The sequence below is a fragment of the Stenotrophomonas maltophilia group sp. msm1 genome, from assembly GCF_032025805.1.
GTDB lineage: Bacteria > Pseudomonadota > Gammaproteobacteria > Xanthomonadales > Xanthomonadaceae > Stenotrophomonas > Stenotrophomonas hibiscicola.
In genome coordinates this window covers 144,198-165,516 of record NZ_JAVSKH010000002.1, presented here as the reverse complement: position 1 = coordinate 165,516, position 21,319 = coordinate 144,198, and the positions used below count along the sequence as shown (strand labels likewise).

At 68.1% G+C, this 21,319-nt stretch carries 18 protein-coding genes and 1 pseudogene; 11 read left to right on the top strand and 8 right to left on the bottom strand.

The window, feature by feature from the left end; translation table 11 throughout:
• Positions 1-23 precede the first annotated feature (23 nt).
• Positions 24-753: pseudogene (locus ROV95_RS08400) on the bottom strand (response regulator).
• 127 nt (positions 754-880) lie between these two features.
• On the opposite strand from ROV95_RS08400, the gene rlmD reads away from it, so the two are divergent.
• The 9 genes from rlmD to ROV95_RS08355 all read left to right on the top strand — a co-directional run bounded on the left by rlmD (position 881) and on the right by ROV95_RS08355 (position 8,165).
• Complete coding sequence (gene rlmD, locus ROV95_RS08395) at positions 881-2,215, top strand: 23S rRNA (uracil(1939)-C(5))-methyltransferase RlmD (protein ID WP_188239851.1); 1,335 nt, start codon at positions 881-883, stop codon at positions 2,213-2,215.
• A gap of 34 nt (positions 2,216-2,249) precedes the next feature.
• Positions 2,250-2,735 (top strand): CYTH domain-containing protein, encoded by a 486-nt coding sequence (locus ROV95_RS08390; RefSeq protein WP_053500339.1) that lies wholly within the window; start codon positions 2,250-2,252, stop codon positions 2,733-2,735.
• Between the two features lie 113 nt (positions 2,736-2,848).
• Positions 2,849-3,544, top strand: coding sequence for a DsbA family oxidoreductase (locus ROV95_RS08385; protein WP_312543950.1), 696 nt, complete (start codon positions 2,849-2,851; stop codon positions 3,542-3,544).
• A 114-nt stretch (positions 3,545-3,658) separates the two neighbouring features.
• Positions 3,659-4,666: a beta-N-acetylhexosaminidase gene (gene nagZ, locus ROV95_RS08380; protein WP_312543949.1), complete on the top strand. Its 1,008-nt coding sequence runs from the start codon at positions 3,659-3,661 to the stop codon at positions 4,664-4,666.
• Positions 4,666-5,220 (top strand): hypoxanthine-guanine phosphoribosyltransferase, encoded by a 555-nt coding sequence (locus ROV95_RS08375; protein WP_005410592.1) that lies wholly within the window; start codon positions 4,666-4,668, stop codon positions 5,218-5,220. The genes nagZ and ROV95_RS08375 overlap by 1 nt, the downstream gene beginning before the upstream one ends.
• An 82-nt stretch (positions 5,221-5,302) precedes the next feature.
• Positions 5,303-6,049, top strand: a complete 747-nt coding sequence (locus ROV95_RS08370) for an S-methyl-5'-thioinosine phosphorylase (RefSeq protein ID WP_312543948.1) — start codon at positions 5,303-5,305, stop codon at positions 6,047-6,049.
• An 88-nt stretch (positions 6,050-6,137) separates the two neighbouring features.
• A complete protein-coding gene (locus ROV95_RS08365) occupies positions 6,138-6,344 on the top strand; it encodes a cold-shock protein (RefSeq protein WP_005410590.1) in 207 nt (68 codons plus the stop codon).
• A gap of 102 nt (positions 6,345-6,446) precedes the next feature.
• On the top strand, positions 6,447-7,715 hold the full coding sequence (locus tag ROV95_RS08360) for an NAD(P)/FAD-dependent oxidoreductase (protein ID WP_312543946.1): 1,269 nt from the start codon (positions 6,447-6,449) through the stop codon (positions 7,713-7,715).
• Between the two features lie 180 nt (positions 7,716-7,895).
• On the top strand, positions 7,896-8,165 hold the full coding sequence (locus ROV95_RS08355; protein ID WP_058982096.1) for a hypothetical protein: 270 nt from the start codon (positions 7,896-7,898) through the stop codon (positions 8,163-8,165).
• A gap of 1 nt (position 8,166) precedes the next feature.
• Here ROV95_RS08355 and pdeM read toward each other — a convergent pair whose 3' ends face one another.
• The 4 genes from pdeM to ROV95_RS08335 are packed head-to-tail and all read right to left on the bottom strand — an operon-like array spanning position 8,167 to position 13,856.
• Positions 8,167-8,808 (bottom strand): ligase-associated DNA damage response endonuclease PdeM, encoded by a 642-nt coding sequence (gene pdeM, locus ROV95_RS08350; protein ID WP_021203999.1) that lies wholly within the window; start codon positions 8,806-8,808, stop codon positions 8,167-8,169.
• On the bottom strand, positions 8,798-11,257 hold the full coding sequence (locus ROV95_RS08345; RefSeq protein WP_180877989.1) for a ligase-associated DNA damage response DEXH box helicase: 2,460 nt from the start codon (positions 11,255-11,257) through the stop codon (positions 8,798-8,800). Before ROV95_RS08345 ends, pdeM begins: the two co-directional genes overlap by 11 nt.
• On the bottom strand, positions 11,254-12,861 hold the full coding sequence (locus ROV95_RS08340) for an ATP-dependent DNA ligase (RefSeq protein ID WP_312543943.1): 1,608 nt from the start codon (positions 12,859-12,861) through the stop codon (positions 11,254-11,256). Before ROV95_RS08340 ends, ROV95_RS08345 begins: the two co-directional genes overlap by 4 nt.
• Entirely contained in the window at positions 12,858-13,856 is a 999-nt protein-coding gene (locus ROV95_RS08335) for a ligase-associated DNA damage response exonuclease (protein WP_019662153.1), read from the bottom strand. Before ROV95_RS08335 ends, ROV95_RS08340 begins: the two co-directional genes overlap by 4 nt.
• A gap of 113 nt (positions 13,857-13,969) precedes the next feature.
• Between ROV95_RS08335 and ROV95_RS08330 the strand changes: the two genes are divergently transcribed.
• On the top strand, positions 13,970-15,607 hold the full coding sequence (locus tag ROV95_RS08330) for an acyl-CoA dehydrogenase family protein (RefSeq protein WP_312543941.1): 1,638 nt from the start codon (positions 13,970-13,972) through the stop codon (positions 15,605-15,607).
• Between the two features lie 448 nt (positions 15,608-16,055).
• Here ROV95_RS08330 and ROV95_RS08325 read toward each other — a convergent pair whose 3' ends face one another.
• The 3 genes from ROV95_RS08325 to ROV95_RS08315 all read right to left on the bottom strand — a co-directional run bounded on the left by ROV95_RS08325 (position 16,056) and on the right by ROV95_RS08315 (position 18,264).
• Complete coding sequence (locus ROV95_RS08325) at positions 16,056-16,466, bottom strand: hypothetical protein (protein WP_019662151.1); 411 nt, start codon at positions 16,464-16,466, stop codon at positions 16,056-16,058.
• Between the two features lie 156 nt (positions 16,467-16,622).
• A complete protein-coding gene (locus ROV95_RS08320; protein WP_019662150.1) occupies positions 16,623-16,964 on the bottom strand; it encodes a hypothetical protein in 342 nt (113 codons plus the stop codon).
• A 124-nt stretch (positions 16,965-17,088) separates the two neighbouring features.
• Positions 17,089-18,264, bottom strand: coding sequence for a thiolase family protein (locus ROV95_RS08315; protein ID WP_019662149.1), 1,176 nt, complete (start codon positions 18,262-18,264; stop codon positions 17,089-17,091).
• 183 nt (positions 18,265-18,447) lie between these two features.
• Here ROV95_RS08315 and ROV95_RS08310 point away from each other — a divergent pair, with 183 nt between their 5' ends.
• Positions 18,448-21,288, top strand: a complete 2,841-nt coding sequence (locus ROV95_RS08310) for an autotransporter serine protease (RefSeq protein WP_111098036.1) — start codon at positions 18,448-18,450, stop codon at positions 21,286-21,288.
• Positions 21,289-21,319 lie beyond the last annotated feature (31 nt).

The window sequence follows — 21,319 nt, the reverse complement described above, 5'->3', positions numbered from 1 at the left end:
GGCGCAGCCCTGCCGAACAACCCTCAATGCAGCAGGGCCGCCACCGCCGCGCGGAACCCATCCTGGGCCTGCCCGGACTCCGGCGCATGATGCAGCTGGCGCACCGCCCGGGCCAAGCGTGCCGCGCCCACGAACCCACAGCTCGCCTGCAACCGGTGCAACTGGCTGCGCAGCTGACGCTCATCATGCTGGTCCACCGCCTGCTCGACCGCGTCACGCACCCCCGGCAGCTCGGCCAGGAACAGTTCGCGCAGGGCGATCAAGTGGTTGCGCTGGCCATTGAGCGCGGCCAGTGCCGCTGTCTCGTCCCAGTCCTGCACCTGCAGCTCGACCGCTGCCGGGGCCGGGGCAACGGAGATCCCCGCCGGGCTGTTCACCAGTGCGCGGCGCACCGCCTTCAGCAACTGGTCGCGGCCCAGCGGCTTGACCAGGGTGTCGCTGAAGCCAGCTTCGCGCAGGCGGGCATGGATGGACGTGTCACCGTCAGCGGTATGTGCCAACGCCGGGGTGTCGGGATGTGAACGGCGCAGTTCGCGCAGCAGCTGCGCGCCATTGCCGTCAGGCAGGTTGACGTCGATCAGCCACAGGTCGTGCGCGCCGGGTTCGGCGCTGGCCAAAGCGCTGGCCAGCGAATCTGCGGTGTCCACATCACGCCGGTAACGTTTCCAACGCCGCCTTGAAAAAACCGCGGCTGATGATGTCGTCCTCGACAAGCAGGAAGCGGGGCCGGCTGGCCCGCGGGGTCATCTGCATCAGGGCTGCCTCCATGTCAGCTGCTGCAATCATCAAGCACGGCGGCGGCGGGCGCAAGCGGGTCCGGACCCTGCCGGTCAGGATCTGCGACAATACGCCCCCATTTTTGCCCGCAGCCTGTTGCCACGTGGCCCGATCCCGCTCCCGCATCGACCGTACCCCGTTCCAGACCGAAATCCTCGACCTCAGCCATGATGGTCGCGGCGTCGCCCGCCGTGAAGGCGAGGGCGGCAAGGTCACCTTCGTCTGCGGTGCCCTGCCGGGTGAGGTGGTGACGGCCGAACAGACGGCCCGCAGCCGCCATTTCGACGAAGCGCGCACTCTGGAAGTTCTGCAGGCCTCGCCGCAGCGCGTGACCCCGAAGTGCCCGCATTTCGGCACCTGCGCCGGCTGCGTGCTGCAGCACCTGGACGAAGACCAGCAGATCGTCGCCAAGCAGCGCGTGCTGATGGACAACCTGGAGCGGATCGGCCATGTGAAGCCGGGCACCGTGCTTGCGCCGCTGGTCGGCGACAGCTGGGGTTACCGTCGCAAGGGCCGCTTCTCCGTGCGCCGGGTCGAGAAGAAGGACAAGACCCTGGTCGGCTTCCGTGAACAGGATCCGCGTTTCGTCGCCGACCTCAGCCAGTGCCTGACCGTGATCCCGGAGATCGGCACCAAGGTCGAGGCGCTGTCCACCTTCATCGAATCGCTCGATGGCAAGCGCGATATCCCGCAGATTGAGTTCATCGCCGGCGACCAGGCCGTGGTCCTGACCGTGCGCCACCTGCAGCCACTCAGCGATGCGGACCGTGCGGCCTGGGCTGCCTTCGGCCAGCAGCATGGCTTCGTGATCTACCTGCAGTCCGGTGGCGTGGACACCGTGCAGCCGCTGGACGGGCAGGGTGTGCCCCTGTCGTTCCGGCTGGCGCCCTGGGATGTGGAACTGGCATTCCGCCCGCTGGACTTCATCCAGGTCAACGCCAAGCTCAACGAAAAGATGATCGCCCATGCCCTGGATCTGCTGGAGCCGGGTGAGGACGAGCGCGTGCTGGACCTGTTCTGCGGCCTGGGCAATTTCACTCTGCCGCTGGCCCGCCGCGTGCGCGAGGTCGTTGGCGTGGAAGGCGATGCCGGCCTCGTCGCGCGCGCCCGTGAGAATGCTGAGCGCAATGGCCTGGCCAACGCCCAGTTCTTCAGCGCCGACCTGACCCAGGACCAGCGCAGCACGGCGTGGATGCGCCAGGGCTTCGACAAGCTGCTGTTGGATCCGCCGCGCTCGGGCGCGATCGAAGTGCTGCAGCAGCTGCCGCTGAAGCAGTTCAAGCGCATTGTCTACGTGAGCTGCCACCCGGGCTCGCTGGCACGCGATGCCGGCTATCTGGTCAACGAACAGGGCTTCACCCTGGTCAGCGCCGGCGCCATGGACATGTTCCCGCACACCGCGCACGTGGAAAGCATCGCGGTATTCGAAAAGCGCTGAGCAGCGGTCATCACCCGTGGCGCATAATTGCGCCATGGGCATCGAAATCGAACGCAAATTCTTGGTCAGCAGCGATGGCTGGCGCACCGCCGCGCATCGGGTGATCCCGATGGCGCAGGGCTACATCAACGACATGGGCGCGCTCGACCGCGGCACCCAGAACGCCTCGGTGCGCGTGCGCATCGAAGGCGACCACGCCGCGCTGAACCTGAAGTCGCGCACCCTCGGCCATACCCGCCAGGAGTTCGACTACCCGATCCCGGTGGAGGACGCGCGCGCATTGCTGGCGCTGTGTGTCGGCGGCCTGATCGACAAGCGCCGCCATCTGGTCGAACACGCCGGCCTGACCTGGGAAGTGGATGAGTTCCTCGGTGACAACGCCGGCCTGGTGGTGGCTGAAGTCGAGCTGGAAAGCGCCGACCAAGCCATCGACCTGCCGGACTGGGTCGGTGCCGAAGTGACCGATGACGCCCGCTACTACAACGTTGCCCTGGCCAGCCGCCCGTATTCACAGTGGTGAACCCCCAAAAAGGGGACGGAGGGGATTAAGTCGTCTTTACCCCGCCTGTGCGGAAAGCGACTTGATCCCCTCCGTCCCCTTTTATCGAGGAAGGCGGTCCCCATGTGGTGGGGATGAGAATCGACATCTATTCCGACGTGGTCTGCCCCTGGTGCTGGATCGGCAAGCATCGTTTCCAGCAGGGTGTGCAGTTGCTGGGCGAGCACGCGCCTGACCTCGATATCCACTGGCAGCCGTTCCAGCTGGACCCGGATGCGGACGACACCCCGGTGCCGCTGCGCGATGCCTATGCGCGCAAGTTCGGGGGCGTCGAGCGCACCGAGCAGATCCTCGGCCAGACCCAGACCACCGCACGCGCGGAGGGGCTGCCGATGGATTTCAACCAGCGCCAGGTGCGGGTGACCACGCTGCCGGCGCACCGAGTGCTGTGGCTGGCCGGCGAGCACGGCGTGCAGGATGCGGTCAGCGAGGCGCTGTTCCGCGCCCACTTCGAACATGGCCAGAACCTGGCCGACAACGCTGTACTGGTGAAGGCCGGCGTGGCTGGCGGCCTGGACGGTGGCGAAATCGCGCAGATGCTGGCCTCGGACCGTGGCTTGGCCGAGGTCGAGGCCAAGCTCGGCCAGGCCCATGCGCTGGGCATTTCCTCCGTGCCGACCTTTGTCATCGACGGGAAGTGGGCGATCTCCGGGGCGCAGCCGCCAGAAGGCTTTGCCAACGCGCTGCGCCAGATCGCGGCCGAACAGGGGCCCCCGGCCGCCCCGGCTGGCGACGACGAGGCCTGCGGCCCGGACGGCTGCAGGGTCTGAGCAGACCGGGGCAGAGCCCCGCGTTTCCCTTTTCCCCTTGACCACTGCGCCTGTCGGCCGGTTCTGCGACAATGCGGCACTGCGCCATGCGGGCGCGCGTTGTGGAGATCAACCATGCTGCTGATCGGCGTTGCCGGCACCGAACTGACCACCCAGGAACGTGACTGGCTGCAGCACGATGCCGTGGCCGGGGTGGTGCTGTTCAAGCGCAACTTCGCCTCGCGCCAGCAGGTAACCGATCTGAGCGCGGCGATCCGCGCCGCTGCGCCGCGCCCGCAGCTGATCTGCGTGGACCAGGAAGGCGGCCGCGTACAGCGCTTCCGCGAAGGTTACAGTGATCTGCCGCCACTGCAGGACATCGGTGCCCTGTACGCCACCGACCCGCAGCAGGCCCTGTCGCTGGCCGAGCAGCACGCCTGGCTGATGGCCAGTGAAGTCCGCGCCAGCGGGCTGGACCTCAGCTTCGCGCCGGTGGTCGATCTTGGCCGCGGCAACCGCGCCATCGGCAACCGCGCCTTCAGCGAAGACCCGCAGGTGGTTGCGGCGTTCACCGCAGCCTATGTGCGTGGCATGCATGCGGTCGGCATGGCCGCCACGCTCAAGCATTTCCCCGGCCACGGCACCGTGCTGGAAGACACCCACGTGGATACCGCGATCGATCCGCGCGCGCTGGACGAGCTGCGCGCGCAGGACCTGGTGCCATTCCAGGCCGGCATCGCCGCCGGTGCCGACGCGGTGATGATGGCGCACGTGATCTACCCGCAGATTGCGCCTGAACCGGCTGGCTATTCGCCGCGCTGGATCCAGGACATCCTGCGTGGCGAGCTCGGCTTCCGCGGCGTGGTGTTCTCCGATGACATCGGCATGGCCGCCTCGCACAGTGCCGGTGGCGTGCCCGCGCGCGTGCACGCACACCTGGACGCCGGCTGCGACGTGGTGCTGGTCTGCCACCCGGAGCTGGTTGATGAAGCCCTGCACGCGGTGCAGGGGCGCTCCCTCAATACTGCTGCGCTGCTGGGCCTGCTCGGCCGCGGCGCGCTTGGCTGGGATGGCCTGCTGGCCGATGCCCGCCATGGCCACACCCAATCCCGTCTGATTGAAACCCTTGGAAGAATCGTCTGATGCCCAACCTCACCATTTCCCAGGCCCTGGCCCAGGCTGACCTGCTGGTCGACCGCCCCACCATCGACAAGGCCATCGCTGGTATCGCCGACGCCATCGCGCGCGATTACAAGGGCGAGGTGCCGCTGTTCCTGTCCATCATGCACGGCGCGCTGCCGTTCGCCGGCCAGCTGGCGCTGGAGCTGGGCGCGCGCGGCCAGGACGTGCAGTTCGATTACCTGCACGCCACCCGTTACCGCGGCGAAACCACCGGCGGCGACCTGGTCTGGAAGCACAAGCCGGCGACCTCGCTGTTCGGCCGCCGCGTGTTGCTGGTCGACGATATCCTGGACGAGGGCTACACCCTGCAGGGCGTGCGCACCTGGTGCCTGGAACAGGGCGCGACCGACGTGCGCATCGCCGCGATGACGGTGAAGAAGCACGACCGCGCGCTGCCGGACGTGACCGCCGACTACGCCGGCATCGAACTGCCGGACCGCTACGTGTTCGGCTTCGGCATGGACGTCAATGAAACCCTGCGCTGCGTGCCGGCCATCTACGCGATGAAGGAATAACGGCGCAGCCGCCCGCGGCGCGTCTTCTTCTGCCGCCGGCATCCTCGGGTGCCGGCGTTGGTCTTTTCATGGAGTGCTTTGAATGCAACAGATCGCCCTGGCCGTGATCGGCGGTACCGGTGTCTACAACCTGGCCAAGCTTGACGACGTGCAGACCCACGAGGTCGACACCCGCTTCGGCCGCCCGTCCGGCCCGGTACGCGTCGGTACGCTGCTTGGACACCGCGTGGCGTTCCTGGCGCGGCATGGCGAGGGCCATTCGCTGCCGCCGCACAAGATCAACTACCGCGCCAACCTGGCCGCACTGCAGCAACTGGGCGCGCAGCGCGTGCTGGCGTTGAACACGGTGGGAGGCATCACCGAACACTTTGGTCCGCGCGTGCTGGCCTGCCCGGATCAGATCATCGACTACACCTGGGGCCGCATCAGCACGATCTGTGAAGAAGAAGGCACCGACGTGGTCCACGTCGATTTCGGCCACCCCTATACGCCGATGCTGCGCAGCAAGATCCTGGCCGCTGCGAAAGTGACCGGTGTCACGGTCCATGACGGCGGCTGCTACGGCGCAACGCAGGGCCCGCGCCTGGAAACCATCGCCGAGATCGCCCGCATGCGCCGCGACGGCTGCGATCTGGTGGGCATGACCGGGATGCCGGAAGCCGCACTGGCACGGGAGCTGGGGCTGGATTACGCCTGCCTGGCGATCATCGCCAACTGGGCTGCCGGCTGTGGCGATGGTGAAGAGATCACGATGGCTGAAGTACTTGCCAACGTGCAGGTCGCCAGCAACGGACTTCCGGAACTGGTAGGTGAATTGGCACGGGGGTGATTGTCTTCGCCGAGCAAGCTTTGCATACTCAGCTTGTGCGCGGGTTCAGCGTACACCACCCATTCATTGCATAAGGTCTCGCATCACCATGCCGAACGGTACCGTCAAGTGGTTCAACGACGCCAAGGGATTTGGCTTCATCTCGCCGGAGGATGGCAGCGCCGACGTGTTCGCGCACTTCTCCGCCATCAACTCCAAGGGCTTCCGCAGCCTGCAGGAAGGCCAGCGTGTCACCTATGACGTGACCCAGGGCCCGAAGGGTGCCCAGGCTTCGAACATCACGCCGGCCGAGTGATCCACTCGACAGTGCGTTGAAAACCCCGCTCCGGCGGGGTTTTTTTTGCGCGGCATGCTCGCGGCCCGTTCGCGATCCACCCACCTCGGGCACAATGCGCCCATGAAGGAACGACTGCGCATCGCCGTGATCGGCTACGGCACCGCTGGACAGGCAGTGTCCATCCTGCTCACCCGTGACGGCCACGAGGTGGAGATCTTCGAACGCGTGCCCACGCCGGGACCGGTTGGCGCCGGCTTCCTGCTGCAGCCCAGCGGCCTGCAGGTACTGTGGCAGATGGGCCTGCTTGATTCCGTGCGTGCACATGCCGCGCCGGTGCACCGCCTGTATGGCGACACGCCGTGCGAGCGCGCGGTGATGGACATGGCCTACGCCGGGCTGGATGCACGCCTGCATGGGCTGGGCATGCAGCGCGGGGCGCTGTTTTCGCTGCTGGACCAGGCCCGCGATGGCGCCGGCCAGCTGCATGTCGGCACCACCATCGTTTCCGTCGACGCCGCACACGGGCGTTTGCGCGACAGCGAGGGGCGCCAGCACGGACCGTTCGACCTTGTGGTGGCTGCCGATGGTGCAGCTTCAACGCTGCGCGGCGGCGTCGAGCGGGGCATCGCGCTGGACAGGGTTTACCCGTGGGGCGCGCTGTGGTGCCTGCTGCCGGCCGAGGACTGGCCGCACATGAGCGAGCTGCGCCAGCGCTACGTGGCCGCGCGCAAGATGATCGGGCTGCTGCCGGTCGGTACCCGCCCCGGTGATGACACGCCGCGCCTGAGCTTCTTCTGGAGCCTGCCACGCGCCGATTTCGATCGGTGGCAGGCCGAAGGTATGGCGCCCTGGCTGGATGAACTGCATGCGCTGTGGCCGCAGGCCAGTGCGCGCTTCGCCCATCTGCGCGATGCCGGCCAGATGGCGCGCGCCGTTTACCGTGATGCGGTGATGACACGTTGGCACCAAGGCCGCATGGTGCTGGCCGGTGATGCGGCGCATGCGATGAGCCCCCAGCTGGGGCAGGGTGTGAACATGGCGTTGCTCGATGCGCTGGCACTGCGCGATGCCGTGCGCAGCCATGGCGGCAGTGCGGCGGCATTGCAGGCCTACCAAGCGCAGCGGCGCGCGCATGTGGCCGTGTACCAGCGCTGGAGCCGCTGGCTGACGCCACTGTTCCAGTCCGACCGCGACGCTTGGGCGAAAGCGCGTGATGTGCTGCTTGGCCCGATGGGGCGCCTGCCCGGTGGCCGTGGGCATATGCTGCGCATACTCAGTGGCACGCAGCATGGCTGGCTTGGCTCGCTCCAACTGGACCCGGCATTCGTCAACGAACTGGGCACGTCGATGGCAATGCCTCCCAGCAACGCGATCACGGCCAGTGCGTGAGGCGCGTCGTCACGTGAATTAACGGCTGCGTCACTACAGATATGCGAGAAGTGGGTTGCACGCGATTGCGCGTCGCCCGTTTTCCTTTCCGTGATCGACATCGCGCGTGGCCCGGGCGGCGCTGCCGTCGCGGCCTGTTGCGGCCCGGACGCGCCGCCTGTTGTTGAAGAGGAGGACGCCATGTTGTTCGCGGTCGAGGAGCTGGAATCGGAAATCTGCAAGCTGCGTGGTCTGCTGCAGATGCTGCACGAGGACCAGCCCGACGTACTGGAGGACGTGTTTGAATTCCATGTGGGCAGCCTGATCAGCCACGCGTCGCCGGAACACCATGCACGCATCCGCGCCTGCGCGCAGGAAATGCTGGCGAGCATCCAGGCCTTGCCGCGGCGGCGTGAAGGGGACACGCCCGAGTTCCAGTTGATGCCGCAGCTGGAGATCCGCCCCGCCTGATTCACGTCACGGGCAGTTCGACCAGGCTGCCCTCGACGCAGGCGACCCTCTGCTCGCCGGGAGCGGGAACAGGCACGATTCCCGCGGTGAACGCAGAGAAGGCCGGCAGGACCGTCATCCCGTCACGCAGCCAGAATACGGGGAAGCGCCGACGCAACGGCGGCAGGGCGACCTGCGGATGCAGATGCCCAGCGATCACATGCCGTCCTGCATCGGCCACTGGCTCATGGCGAAGCATGAACGGATGCAGGTGTGCTTCATCGTGGATCTGTACCAGCAGCTGGGCGTGCGGCAGGTGGCGGTCGTGATTTCCGCGCAGGACATGCACGTCCAGCGCCGCGTTGCGTTCGCGCCATGCCAACCATTGCTGGTACCACGCGGCGCGATGCGCCGGTCCATGCAGGATGTCGCCCAGGATCCACAGCTCGCGGCATGCATACCTGTCCAGCAGCGCCTGCAGGCGATTGAGGTCTTCCCCGGTGCCACCACTGGGGAGCGCGATGCCGGCACGGCGGAATACGTCGGCCTTGCCCAAGTGCAGGTCGGCGATCAACAGCGCCTGCCGTGTGGGCCAGTACAGCGCGCGCTCGCCAAGCAGCACAAGCGATTCGCCCGCGCGCAGCAGCAGCAGTTCATCGGCCATGGCGGCGCTCCAGCTGCTTGGCCGCGCGTTGCACGCGGGTACGCCAGTCCTCGTTGCTGAACTGCCCACGCAGGCGTTCGGCCCACAGCGGGAAGCCCAAGGGCGTCAGCGACGCCGGGCATTGCACCGACAGCGCCTGCGTGCCGATCCTTGCCAGTACCTGCCGCAAGCCCGGCAGGTCAAGGCTGTCGTGCAGCACTTCGCGTTCGGCCAACGCCAGCAGCAGATGGCCCGGATCGTGCTCGCGCAGTACATCGAAGAGCAGGCCCGCCGACGCCTGCAACTGCCGCAGCGATCGCGGCATGCCACCGGGCAGGCTGGGCACCAGCAGGCCGGCCACACGTGCGATGCCGCGGAACTGGCGCCGCGCCAGCTCGCCCAGGTTCACTGCGGCACGCAGATCATCCAGCAGCTGATCGGGGGTGAACAATGCTCGCCATTGCGCTGCGTCCAGATCGATCGCCTGGGCCGGTGCCAGCACCAGGCCATGGTCGTTCACCGCGTAGCCGATGCTGTTGCGCTGCAGGCGGGTACAGCGCAAGGCCAGCAGGGCGGCCAGCGCCTCATGCACGTGGCGGCCGGCAAAGGGATAGACGAACAGGAACTGGCCTTCGCGACGCCGCACCTGTTCCACCAGCAGGTGGTCCGCGCCGGGAAGCGCCGACAACTGTTGCTGCAGTGCCAGCAAGGGCGACAGCCAGCGTGATTCGGCACTGTTGTCGGCGCCGGACAGTACCCACTCCAGCTCGCGACCGAGTGGCATCGACAGCGGCAACTGGCCTCCCTGCCAGCGTGGCACGACGCCGTCTCCGCGCCCTCGTGCCAACCGCACGAAGGCGGTCATGTCGCGCAGCTGCACCAGCTCCAGCAGGCGCCCGGCGAACTGGAAACGATCGCCACGTCGCAGCCGGCTGGCGAACTGCTCCTCCACGGCGCCCAGGCTGCCGCCGCGCAGGAACTGCACGCGCACGCTGCCATCGCTGCTGATGGTGCCGATCGAAAGCCGATGACGCAGCGCCTGGCGGCGGTCATGCATGCGGTACCACCCATCGGCATCACGCACGACCTTGTGGAAATCGGGGTACTGGGCCAAGGCCTGCCCGCCCTGCACGATGAACGTGAGCACGGCCTGCCATTGGTCGTTGCCGAGCGACGCGAAGGCATGGGTACGCCGGACCTGTTCCAGCAGCGCAGTGCTGTCGAAGCCGCCCGCCAGCGCACGGCTGACCGCGTGCTGGGCCAGCACATCCAGCGACAGCGTCGGCGGCCTGCGCGCTTCGACCACGCCTTCAGCCAATGCACGGCGCACCGCAGCGTACTCGGCCAGTTCCAGCGCATGGCTGGGCACGCACAGGATGGCGCCGCTGGCACCCGGGCGGTGGCGTGCGCGTCCGGCGCGCTGGCGCAGGCGCGCCACGCCCTTCGGGCTGCCCAGCTGCAGGACCTGTTCTACTTCGGGGAAGTCCACGCCGAGGTCAAGGCTGGAAGTGGCAACCACGCAGCGCAGCGCGCCCGCGCGCAGTCCGTCTTCCACCTGCTGGCGCAGGGCCGGATCCAGCGAGCCGTGGTGCAGCGCAAGCGTGTCCAGTTCCTCCGGCCACACCGCGGCCAGCGCCTGATGCCACAGTTCTGCCTGTGCACGGGTGTTGGTGAACAGCAGGCTGCTGCGTGCCTGCATCAGCGCCTCCAGCACGCGTGGCAGCTGTGCCAGGCCCAGATGCCCCGCCCATGGGAAGCGTTCGCCGGGGTCTGGCAGCAGGCTGCGCACGCTGAGTGTGCGCGGCCGTACGCCCTGCACGATCGGTGCTTCCGGTTGACCGGGCAGCAGCACGTCGCGCGCCTCCTGCAGATTGCCCAGCGTGGCCGACAGACCCCACAGCTGCAATGCCGGCCTGGCATCGCGCAACACCGCCAGGTTCAACTGCAGCAGGACGCCGCGCTTGTTGCCCAGCAGTTCGTGCCATTCATCCACCACCACGCAGCGCAGCTGGCGCATGCGCGGCAGCGTGTCGGGATAGCTCAACAACAGCGCCAGCGATTCGGGCGTGGTCACCAGTACGTCGACGCGGCCCTCGCGCGCCTGTCGTCGTTCGCGGTTGCTGGCGTCGCCACTACGCAGGCCGACACGCCATCCCAGCCCCAGCCCATCGACCACGTCCTGCAGTGCGCGTGCGGTATCACTGGCCAACGCGCGCAAGGGCGTCACCCATAGCACCTGCAGTGGGCGCACCGCGCTGGCCCGACGGGGCAAGGGCGGCGGATCGATCATGGCCTGCAGCAGGGGCCCGCCGAACATCGCCAGTGTCTTGCCGCTGCCCGTGGGCGTATGCAGCAACCCGGATTCGCCCGCCAGGTAGTGGCGCCACATTGCGCGCTGGAACGGCAGTGAGCGCCAGCCTCTGGACGCAAACCAGTCTTCCAGCCGGCGCAGCGCCTGGCTGCGGGTCATCGCGCCAGCGCCTTCAGGCTGGCCAGCTGATCGGCCTCGCTGGCGGGCTTGTCGTGGCGCCAGCGCAGGATGCGCGGGAAGCGCACGGCGATGCCGGACTTGTGCCGGCTGCTGCGGTTGACTGCTTCAAAGCCCAGCTCGAACACCTGTTCGGCGCGTACGCTGCGCACCGGCCCGAAGCGCTCGCGGGTGTTGGCGCGGATCCAGCGGTCGAGCGCGAGGATCTCCTTGTCGTCCAGGCCGGAATACGCCTTGGCCACCGGCACCAGCGTGTCGCCGTCCCACACGCCAAAGGTGTAGTCGGTGTACAGCGTGCTGCGTCGGCCGTGCCCGGCCTGTGCGTACAGCAGCACCGCGTCTATCGTGAGTGGATCGACCTTCCATTTCCACCAGTCGCCGCGTCGTCGCCCCGCCTGGTAGGAGGACGTGCGCCGCTTCAGCATCAACCCCTCCACACCGCGTTCGCGCGCCACATCGCGCATCGCCGCGGCCTGCGGCCAGTCGCCGGCGGCAACGTCGGGCGACAGCTGGATGCGCGCATCGCCCAGTGCACCGACGACCTCGGTGAGCCGCGCGCGCCGTTGCTGCAATGGAACTTCGCGCAGGTCCGCGCCATCGAGTTCCAGCAGGTCGTAGGCGAGCACGCGCACCGGCGTGTTGCGCAGGGTGGCCGCGCCGGGTTTGCGGCGCTGGATGCGGGTCTGCAGCGCGGTGAAGGCACGTGGCAGGTCCGCGGCTTCGTCCCAGGCCAGCAGCTCGCCATCCAGCACGCAGCCATCGGGAAGCGCCATCGCCGCCTGTTCGATTTCGGGGAAGCGACCATCCAGCCGCTCTTCGCCACGTGACCACAAGGCGACCTCGCCGCGCCGGCGCAGCAGCTGCACGCGGATGCCATCCCACTTCCATTCCAGCAGCCAGTCGTCGATCGCACCGAGTCGTTCGGCAGGGCTGCCCTCCAGTGGCGAGGCGAGGAAAAAGGGGTAGGGCTGCTGCCGGTCCAGCGGCAGCTCATCCGGCGACAGCAGCTGGGCCAGCAGCCCGGGCGAGGGCACCCACTCGCCCAGCATGCGCTGGGCGATGCGGGCAATATCCAGGCCGGACCACTCGGCCAGCGCCTGCTGCACCAGCCGTTGCGAGACGCCAACGCGCAGGGCTCCGGTCAGCAGCTTGTTGAACACCAGGCGTTCGCTGCTGCACAGCTGCCGCCAGCCGGCGACGACCGCCGCACGGCGCACCGCCTCGGGTTGGTTGGCCACCGCCAGCAGGTGCTGTTCGATCCATTCGGCCAGGGGACGGTCAGGCGAGGGGTTTGGTGGGTCGTCCAGCAGCAGGGTCAGCGTTTCGGCCAGGTCACCGACCTGCGCATAGCTGTCGTCCACCAGCCACGGTGGCAACCCTGATTCCTCGGCGATCCAGGCGCGCAGTTCGCCACTGGTGGCGATCTTCCGGCGTGCGCCGCCCACCTTGCCACCACTGAGGAGGTACAGCGCCCACGCCGCATCGTGCGCGCCTGCCTGGCCGAAGTAATCGACCAGTGCCGCTCGCTTGTCCAGCGTGGCAGTGCTGCGGTCCAGGCGTTGGTAGAGCGCTGCGAAGGCTTTCATTCCTCGCTCCCGAAATCGGTACGGAAGGCTTCGGCAGCCACGCCGCGCTCACGCAGGTAGGGAATCAGCGCATCGGTATTGCCATGGGTGGCGATCACCCGCTGCGCGCCGGTCTGTTCGATCGTCGTCAGCAGTGCTGGCCAATCGGCGTGATCGGAAATGACGAAGCCACGATCGACGTTGCGTCGGCGCCGGTTGCCGCGCAATTGCATCCAGCCCGAGGCGAAGCCCAGCTGGTGGCGCCCGAAGCGGCGCATCCAGGGCGTGCCCGCAGCCGAGGGCGGGGCGAGGATCAACTGGCCGGCGGCATCGGGTTGACGGCCCTGTTCGGCCACGGTGAGCGTCTCCAGCATCGGTACGCCGGCCTGCCGGTACACCGCTACGCCATTGGCGATGGCGCCATGCAGCCAGGCCGGGCGATCATCCAGCGGCCGCAGCTCGGCCAGCACCCGTTGTGCCTTGCCCAGTGCATAGCACAGCAGGATCGCCGCCTCGCCGCGCTGTTCGCATTCGCGGCGCCACGCCACGATCTCCGCAGCGACTGCCGGCGTGTCCGGCCAGCGGTAGATCGGCAGGGCGAAGGTTGCCTCGGTGATGAACGTATCGCAGGGCACCACTTCGAACGGCGCGCAGGTCGGGTCTGGCTGGCGCTTGTAGTCGCCGGAGGCCACCCAGACCTGCCGCCCGTCGTCGATGCGCACCTGCGAGGACCCCAGCACGTGGCCGGCTGGATGCAGTGATACCTGCACCCGGCCCAGGCGGAACGGGGTGCCCTCGGCATGCGCCTGCACCGGCACGTCGCCCAGGCGCCAACGCAGGATCGGCAGGCTGCCGTCGCTGCAGTGGTATTCGCCCATGCCCGGGCGAGCATGGTCACCGTGGCCATGGGTGATGACCGCGCGCGGCACCGGCCGCCAGGGATCGATGTGGAAGTCGCCCGCAGCGCAGTACAGCCCCTCGGGGCGCAACACCACCAGATCGTCATTGCCTGCCATGCCATCACTGTGGCCTGCGGCTCGTGCACGGGGTGAGAACCGGCCTGAACACGGGCTTGGCAGGTCATGCGGCACAATCGGGCCGCACACTTCTTGCCGCCAGGATGGACCGGATGAGTGGACCGAGCTTCAGCAGCAACGCGCCCTACGAAACCCATGTGGTACTGAACCAGCCGCCGCCGTTCGCGGGGCGGCAGTTGTGGACCGACGACGCGGCGCTGATGGAAGCCGTTCAGCGCGAAGGCGCTGGCAGCTTCGCGCCACGATTGGCGGTGTATGGCGCGCTGGCGGGTGATGAGCTGTACCGGGTCGGCTTCGATGCCAACCGCGATCGGCCACGCCTGCGCACGCATGATGCGCAGGGCCATCGCATCGACACGGTGGAGTTCCATCCGGCCTATCACCAGTTGATGGACACGGCCAAATCGCACGGGGTCGCAGGCTTGTCCTGGCATGAGCCGCAGCCCGGCGCGCACGTGGCACGTGCGGTGTTGAGCTACCTGCATCACCAGGCCGAGGCGGGCACCAGTTGCCCATTGACGATGACCCATGCAGCAGTAGCGGTGCTGCGCACGCAGCCGCACCTGGCCGAGTGGGCACGCAAGGCCGCAGCGCCGGTCTATGACCCGCGCGACGTGCCGGTGGCGGACAAGGCCGGCATCACCCTGGGCATGGGCATGACCGAGAAGCAGGGCGGCTCGGATGTACGTGCCAACAGTACCCGCGCCGAACCGATCGATGGCGAGCGCTATCGCCTGGTCGGCCACAAGTGGTTCTTTTCCGCGCCGATGTGCGACGGCTTCCTGGTGCTGGCGCAGGCGCCGGGAGGACTGACCTGCCTGCTGTTGCCGCGCCGCCTGGCAGACGGTGACCGCAATGCGTTCCGCCTGATGCGGTTGAAGGACAAGCTTGGGGATTGGGCCAATGCCTCCAGCGAAGTCGAGTTCTGCGGCGCGCAGGCGTGGCGGGTGGGTGAAGAGGGCCGCGGCGTCGCCACCATCATCGGCATGGTGATGATGACCCGCCTGGACTGCATGCTTGGCGCCGCAGCGGAGATGCGCATGGCGCTGGCGCAGGCGCTGCATCACGCACGGCATCGCCGCACCTTTGGCAAGCTGCTGGTCGAGCACCCGTTGATGACCAACGTGCTGGCTGATCTGGCGATGGAGTCGGAAGCGGCCACGGTGTTGGCGATCCGCATCGCACGCGCGGTGGATCGTGCCGGTGTGGATGCCAATGAAGCCGCGATGGCTCGGTTGGGGACGGCACTGGGCAAGTACTGGCTGTGCAAGCGTGCGCCGGCCTTCGTCAATGAAGCGCAGGAATGCCTGGGCGGCGCGGGCTATGTGGAGGAGTCGATGCTGCCGCGCCTGTACCGGCAGGCACCGTTGAATTCGATCTGGGAAGGCAGCGGCAACATCCAGTGTCTGGATGTGCTGCGTGCATTGGCCCGTGAACCGGAGGCGATGGCGGCATTGCGCGGCGAGCTGGCGGCGGTGGCCGACCGTGATGCGCGCTACGCAGCGGCATTGCCGCGCTGGGCAGCGGCACCGGCACCGGAGGAATCACAGGCGCGACTGTTCTGCGAGCGCACTGCGCTGTTGTTGCAGGCAGCGCTGCTGCTGCGTGCGCGCAGCCCGATCGCCGAGGCGTTCGTGCGCAGCCGGCTGGAAGGAGAGCACGGGCTGGCATTCGGGACGCTGCCGGCGGGCCTGGAGCTGACCGCGATGCTGGCGCGCGCGCTGCCGTAGGCAATGGCCAACGGCGGTGCCCCTCGTGGTGGGCGGCGCGGAGCCTGCATCGTGAGCGGGCCGCGCGGGTGGGTTGCGCAGCGGGCGCTGCAAGTCCTCCTCCGGGGCCTGGCCCAGCCGCAGGCGGCTGGGCGTTCGGTCGCTTGCGAAGCAGTGTTTCGCAAGCAAGGCGCCCTTACCCATGTAAGCTTGGTCGCCGCTTTCTCGTGTGCGCAGTCCTGCGCACACGGCAAGACCGGGGTTGGGCGTCCTGCCCAACCCGCCCGAGGCATGCCTCGGGCCCATGCGGCTCACGCCCCTGCGCAACCCACCCGCGCGGCCGCGGACAATTTCCGTGGCCGCACACTACGGAATCAACAGCAAAGGCAGGGAGCGAAAAACAGTAAAGCCGCGGCCATGCCGCGGCTTTTCCTGTAGCGCCGAGCCGGTGCTCGGCTGCTGGCAAGGCTCAGTGCTTGGCTTCTTCCTTGGCGGCGTTGGCCTTGGCGTCATTGGCGACATCGCGCGCCTTGTCGGCGACCTTCTGCGCGGCGTCGGCAGTGGCGTCGCTGGCGTGCGCGGCCGCGTCGGTGGCGGCGACCTTGGCCTGGTCAGCGGCATTGGCGGTGGCGTCGGCGGCCTTGTCCAGCGCCTGCTGGGTATCGGCGGCGGCCTGCTCGGAAGCAGCAGCGGTCTTGTCGGCGGCGTCGCGGGTTGCGGCAGCGGCCCGGTCGACGGCATCGCGGGCAGCGACGCCAGCGCTGTCGGCGGCCTGCTGCGCGTCCTGCTTGGCCTGTTCGGCCTCCGGGCCCTTGCAGGCGGCCAGGGCCAGCAGCAGGGAGCCGGCCAGCAGGGTGGTGGTGATCGGACGAATCTTCATGGCGGTCTCCGGTACTGCAATGGATGGGGACGCCAGCCTATTCATGCCGTTGTGAAGACGGGGTCGCGGAGCGCGCTCAGTCGCGATCCACGGGCGCAAAGAAAAAGCCGCTGGCGAACCAGCGGCTTTTCCGGAACAGCGTGAAGAAAGAAGTGATTACTTCTTGGCTTCTTCAGCAGCGTCCTTGGCCTGCTCAGCGGTAGCTTCGGCAGCCTTGGCGGCGTCCTTGGCTTCGCCAGCAGCGGCGTCGGTGGCAGCAGCGGCGGTGTTGGCAGCAGCGTCGGTCGCAGCGTCGGCAGCGGTGGCGGCGGTGTCAGCGGCCTGCTGGGCAGCGTCGGCGGTCTGGGCGCCAGCAGCGGCGGCCTGGTCGGCAGCAGCCTGGGCTTCGGTGGCGGCTTCGTTGGCCGAAGCAGCGGCGTCCTGGGCAGCTTCCTGCTTCGAGCAGGCGGCCAGGGCCAGAGCCAGGGACATCGCGACCAGCAGCTTGTTGATGCTCATTGTGTAAATCCTCGTCGTTAGAATTAGGCAACGCGCATGCTGCGCGCCGACAACATGATGACAAGCCAAGATTGGGTGTCAAGCGATCCCGCATTCATTTTTGCGAAATCATCGTTAAATCCATTTAAATCAATTCGATGGCGATCGCGGTCGCTTCGCCACCGCCGATGCACAGGGTGGCAATGCCGCGCTTGCCACCGCGCGTGCGCAGGGCATTGACCAGGGTCACCACCAGGCGTGCGCCGGAGGCACCGATCGGATGGCCCAGTGCACAGGCGCCGCCATTCACGTTGAGCTTGTCGTGCGGAATGCCCAGTTCGCGCATCGGCGCCATCGCCACCACAGCGAAGGCTTCATTGATTTCGAACAGATCGACCTGGTCCAGCGACCAGCCGGTCTTGTCCAGCAGCTTGCGCAGCGCGCCGATCGGAGCAGTGGTGAACCACTCCGGTTCCTGCGAATGGGTGGCGTGGCCGACGATTCGGGCCAACGGCTTGATGCCGCGCGCAGCCGCATCTTCCTCGGTCAGCAGGACCACTGCGGCAGCGCCGTCGGAAATGCTGGAAGAGCTGGCGGCGGTCACACTGCCGTCCTTCTTGAAGGCCGGGCGCAGGGTCGGGATCTTGGCGATGTCCGAACGGCCGGGCTGCTCGTCGGTGGTGATCTCGACCTCGCCCTTGCGGGTGGCGACCTTCACCGCGACGATTTCATCGGCGAACGCGCCGTTGGCCTGGGCTGCCTGCGCGCGCTTGACCGATTCGATGGCGTAGGCGTCCTGCTCTTCGCGGCTGAACTGGTACTTGTCCACGGCGCATTCGGCGAATTCACCCATCGCCTTGCCGTCATAAGCGTTGACCAGGCCGTCGTGGGCCATGTGATCGACCGCCTGGAAGTTGCCGAAGCGGTTGCCGGTGCGCGAGTTGGGCAGCATGTGCGGCGCGTTGGACATCGATTCCATGCCGCCGGCGACAACGATGCTGGCCGAACCGGCCTTGATCAGGTCATGACCGAGCATGATGGTCTTCATGCCGGAGCCGCAGACCTTGTTCAGCGTGGTGGCACCGGTCGACAGCGGAATGCCGGCAGCGATCGCCGCCTGGCGGGCGGGCGCCTGGCCGAGGTTGGCCGGCAGCACGCAGCCCATGAGGACTTCGGAAACGTCGCTGGCCGGGATGCCCGACTGCTCCAGTGCGGCGGCGATGGCGGCCGCGCCCAGGGTCGGGGTTGGCACGCCGTTGAACTGGCCGAGGAAGGAGCCGATGGCGGTGCGCTTGGCGGCGGCGATGACGATGTTGGACATGGCAATCTCGTTGATGCGTAAGCAATGTTCGGAAAGGAGACCGTGGGCCGTTGGAAGCGCCCCGGTTTCCCGGCAGACTGCGTGGGGGTCGGCCCAAGTATAGAGGGTCGGGGAGGGCCGCCGCTGGACGGCGCCGCATGCCTGCCGGGACAACGACGGGCCAATGTTCATGGGAAGGAATCGATGGAACGCACGACGACGGTGAAATCTGCCCTGGCAACCGCGCTGGCACTGGCGCTGACAGCCTGTGGCGGAGGTGGCGGGGGCGGCAACGTGCGCATTGACACACCGCCACCACCGCCGCCACCCACGACCCCGCCACCGACGCCGCCGCCGCCGGCAAAACCGCAGGAGCCGGCCTTCGACGCGCATCTGTCGGTCACCAATGCGCGTGCCGCACAGGCCGCCGGCCTGAGCGGCCAGAACGTGCGCATCGGTATCGTCGATTCGGGCGTGCAGCGCGACGCGGTGGCACTGAACGGGCGGGTGGTGGCCAACCTCAACTACATCGATCCGTCGCGCAACAACCTGCAGGTGGACGACGTGGTGGGCCACGGCACGGCGGTAGCCAGCCTGGCTGCCGGCGCGCCGGTTGGGTCCTGGCCAGGCGGCATCGCTCCTGGTGCGCAGATCGTTTCGGCGCGGATCATCGCCGACAAGCCGCCCGCCGACGATGGCAGCGGCAAGGGCAATTCCTTCAGCGGACCGCTGGGCGTGGCCCAGGTGCACCAGGACCTGATCAGCTACAACGTAAAGGTGATGAACAACTCGTGGGGCGGCCTGTACTGGACCGACCTGCCGACCACCGCGCAGGTGGCCGCCGAGTATCGCCCCTTCGTGGTCAACCACGGCGGGCTGGTGGTGTTCGCAGCGGGCAATGACGGCCGCAGTGAACCGAGCAGCCTGGCCGCGCTGCCCAGCCAGCTGGGCGTTGCCGGCTCGCTGCCGGCGGCAGATCTGGAGCGCGGCTGGCTGGTGGCGACCGCGGTGGATCCCTATGCACCGGGCACGTTGGCCAGCTACGCCAATGGCTGCGGCCAGGCCGCGCGCTACTGCCTGGCAGCGCCGGGCAGCGCGGTCTATCCCGATGCAAACGGGGGCAGCTACTACTGGAACTACGGCACGTCATTCGCGGCGCCGCTGGTGTCCGGCGCCGCTGCGCTGGTCTGGCAGCGCTATCCGTATTTCAGCAACGACCTGGTGCGGCAGACCCTGCTGGGCACTGCCAAGGACATCGGCGCCCCGGGCGTGGATCCGGTGTTCGGCTACGGCCTGCTCGACATCGGTCGTGCGATCAACGGTCCGGGTCGCTTCGACTGGGGGGATGTGGTTGCCAACGTGGATGTGGCCTCCAGCGGTTCGGCGTGGCGCAACAACATCGTCGGCAGCGGCGGCCTGGTCAAGCAGGGCGGGGGCACTCTGGTGCTGGCCGGCAACAACAGCTATACCGGTTCCACCCGCATCGAACGCGGCATCCTGGCACTGCAGGACGGTGGCGTGATCCGTTCCAACGTGACCATCCTCGGCCAGTCCGATCCGGATTCGACCGGCCTGCAGTTCAATGGCGGCGCGCCGCGCGTGATCGGCAACGTGGTCAACGGCAGCAGCGTATTCCTCACCACCGGCAACACCACCGGCACCATCGAGGGCGACTACGCCCAGCAGGCGGGCGCACAGTTGATGATCGCACTCGGCGCCAATGCGCTGCAGGTCACCGGCAAGGCCACCCTCGACGGTGGCGTGCGCGTGCATGGCTTCGTCTCCGGCTACGTGCCACAGAGCGGCACCCGGCAGGACCTGATCCATGCGGACGGCGGACTCAGTGGTGCCTTCAGTACGCCGGCCACCTCCAGCGGCCTGCAGGGACTGTCGCTGTTGCAGAGCAGCTATGGCTACGACAGCAACAACGCCTGGTTGAACCTGACCCAGGTCAGTGTCACCGGGGCAGCCAGCGGCCTGGGGGCTTCCGCCCAGGCGGCAGCACAGCGGCTGGAGGGTGCATTTGCCGCGCTCGACAAGAATGCAGGACTGCAGGGATCGGCCTTCGGTACGGCCGCCGGGGCGCTGCAGTGGACCGGCGGTGGCAGCAACGGCCTCGAGGCTAGTCTGCAGAGCCTGTCCGGGCAGGCGCACGCGCGGGCCGAAGCGGTCACCTTCGACAGCATCGACATGTCACGCCGTGCCATCGCAGAGCGCTTTGATCGCGTGCAGGCGGCGCCGCGCCTGCGCGGGGCCTGGCAGAGTGCGCTCGGCCAGGCCGGGCAGGGCAGCTTTGCCGGCAACGCCGCCGACAGCCGCGGTTGGATGGCCGGCCAGGACCTGCCGCTGGGCAGCACCGGGCTGATGGGTGTGGCCTTCGGCGAGACCCGCAGCAACGGTGGCAGCAGCTTCGGCGGCGATCGCGGGCGTGATCGCCAGGCGCAGGCACAGCTTTACGCGGGCTGGAATCTGGGCCGGGGCTATGCGCTGGCCCAGATCGGCAGCGGGCAGTTCACCCGGGCGCTGGATCGCCAACTGCTGCTGGGCGCGGGTAGTTACGGTGTTTCGGCCCGCTATGGCGGGCGCTTCAGCAGTGCCAGTGTCGAAGGCGGCTATCGCTTCGGCCGCGCGGGTGCCTCGTTGACACCGTATCTGGGCGCCAGCACTACGCGCGTGGATACCGATGCGTTCAACGAACTGGGCGGGTTCGGCTTCGGCCTGCGTGGCGATGCCAACCGCGTGCAGCGCAGCCAGATGCTGGCCGGCATCCGCGGCGAGCATGGCTGGGGGCGCTGGACCCTGCGCGGGCATGCCGAGTGGCAGCAGCGGCTCGAGGGTGCCGATGCGGCGTGGCAGGCCAGTTTCGTCGGCGTCGATGCCTGGGCACCACTGGCGGGCTGGAATGCGCCGCGCGGCAGTGCGCTGATCGGCATGGCGCTGGAATCATGGTGGGGTCGCAGTGGCCGCCTGAGCCTGGGCTTCGACCAGCGCGTCGGGGGCGAGGGCGCGCGCCAGGCGGCGTTGCGCTACAGCACCGGGTTCTGAGTGACGGTCGCGCCGGGACGCCAGCCCCGGC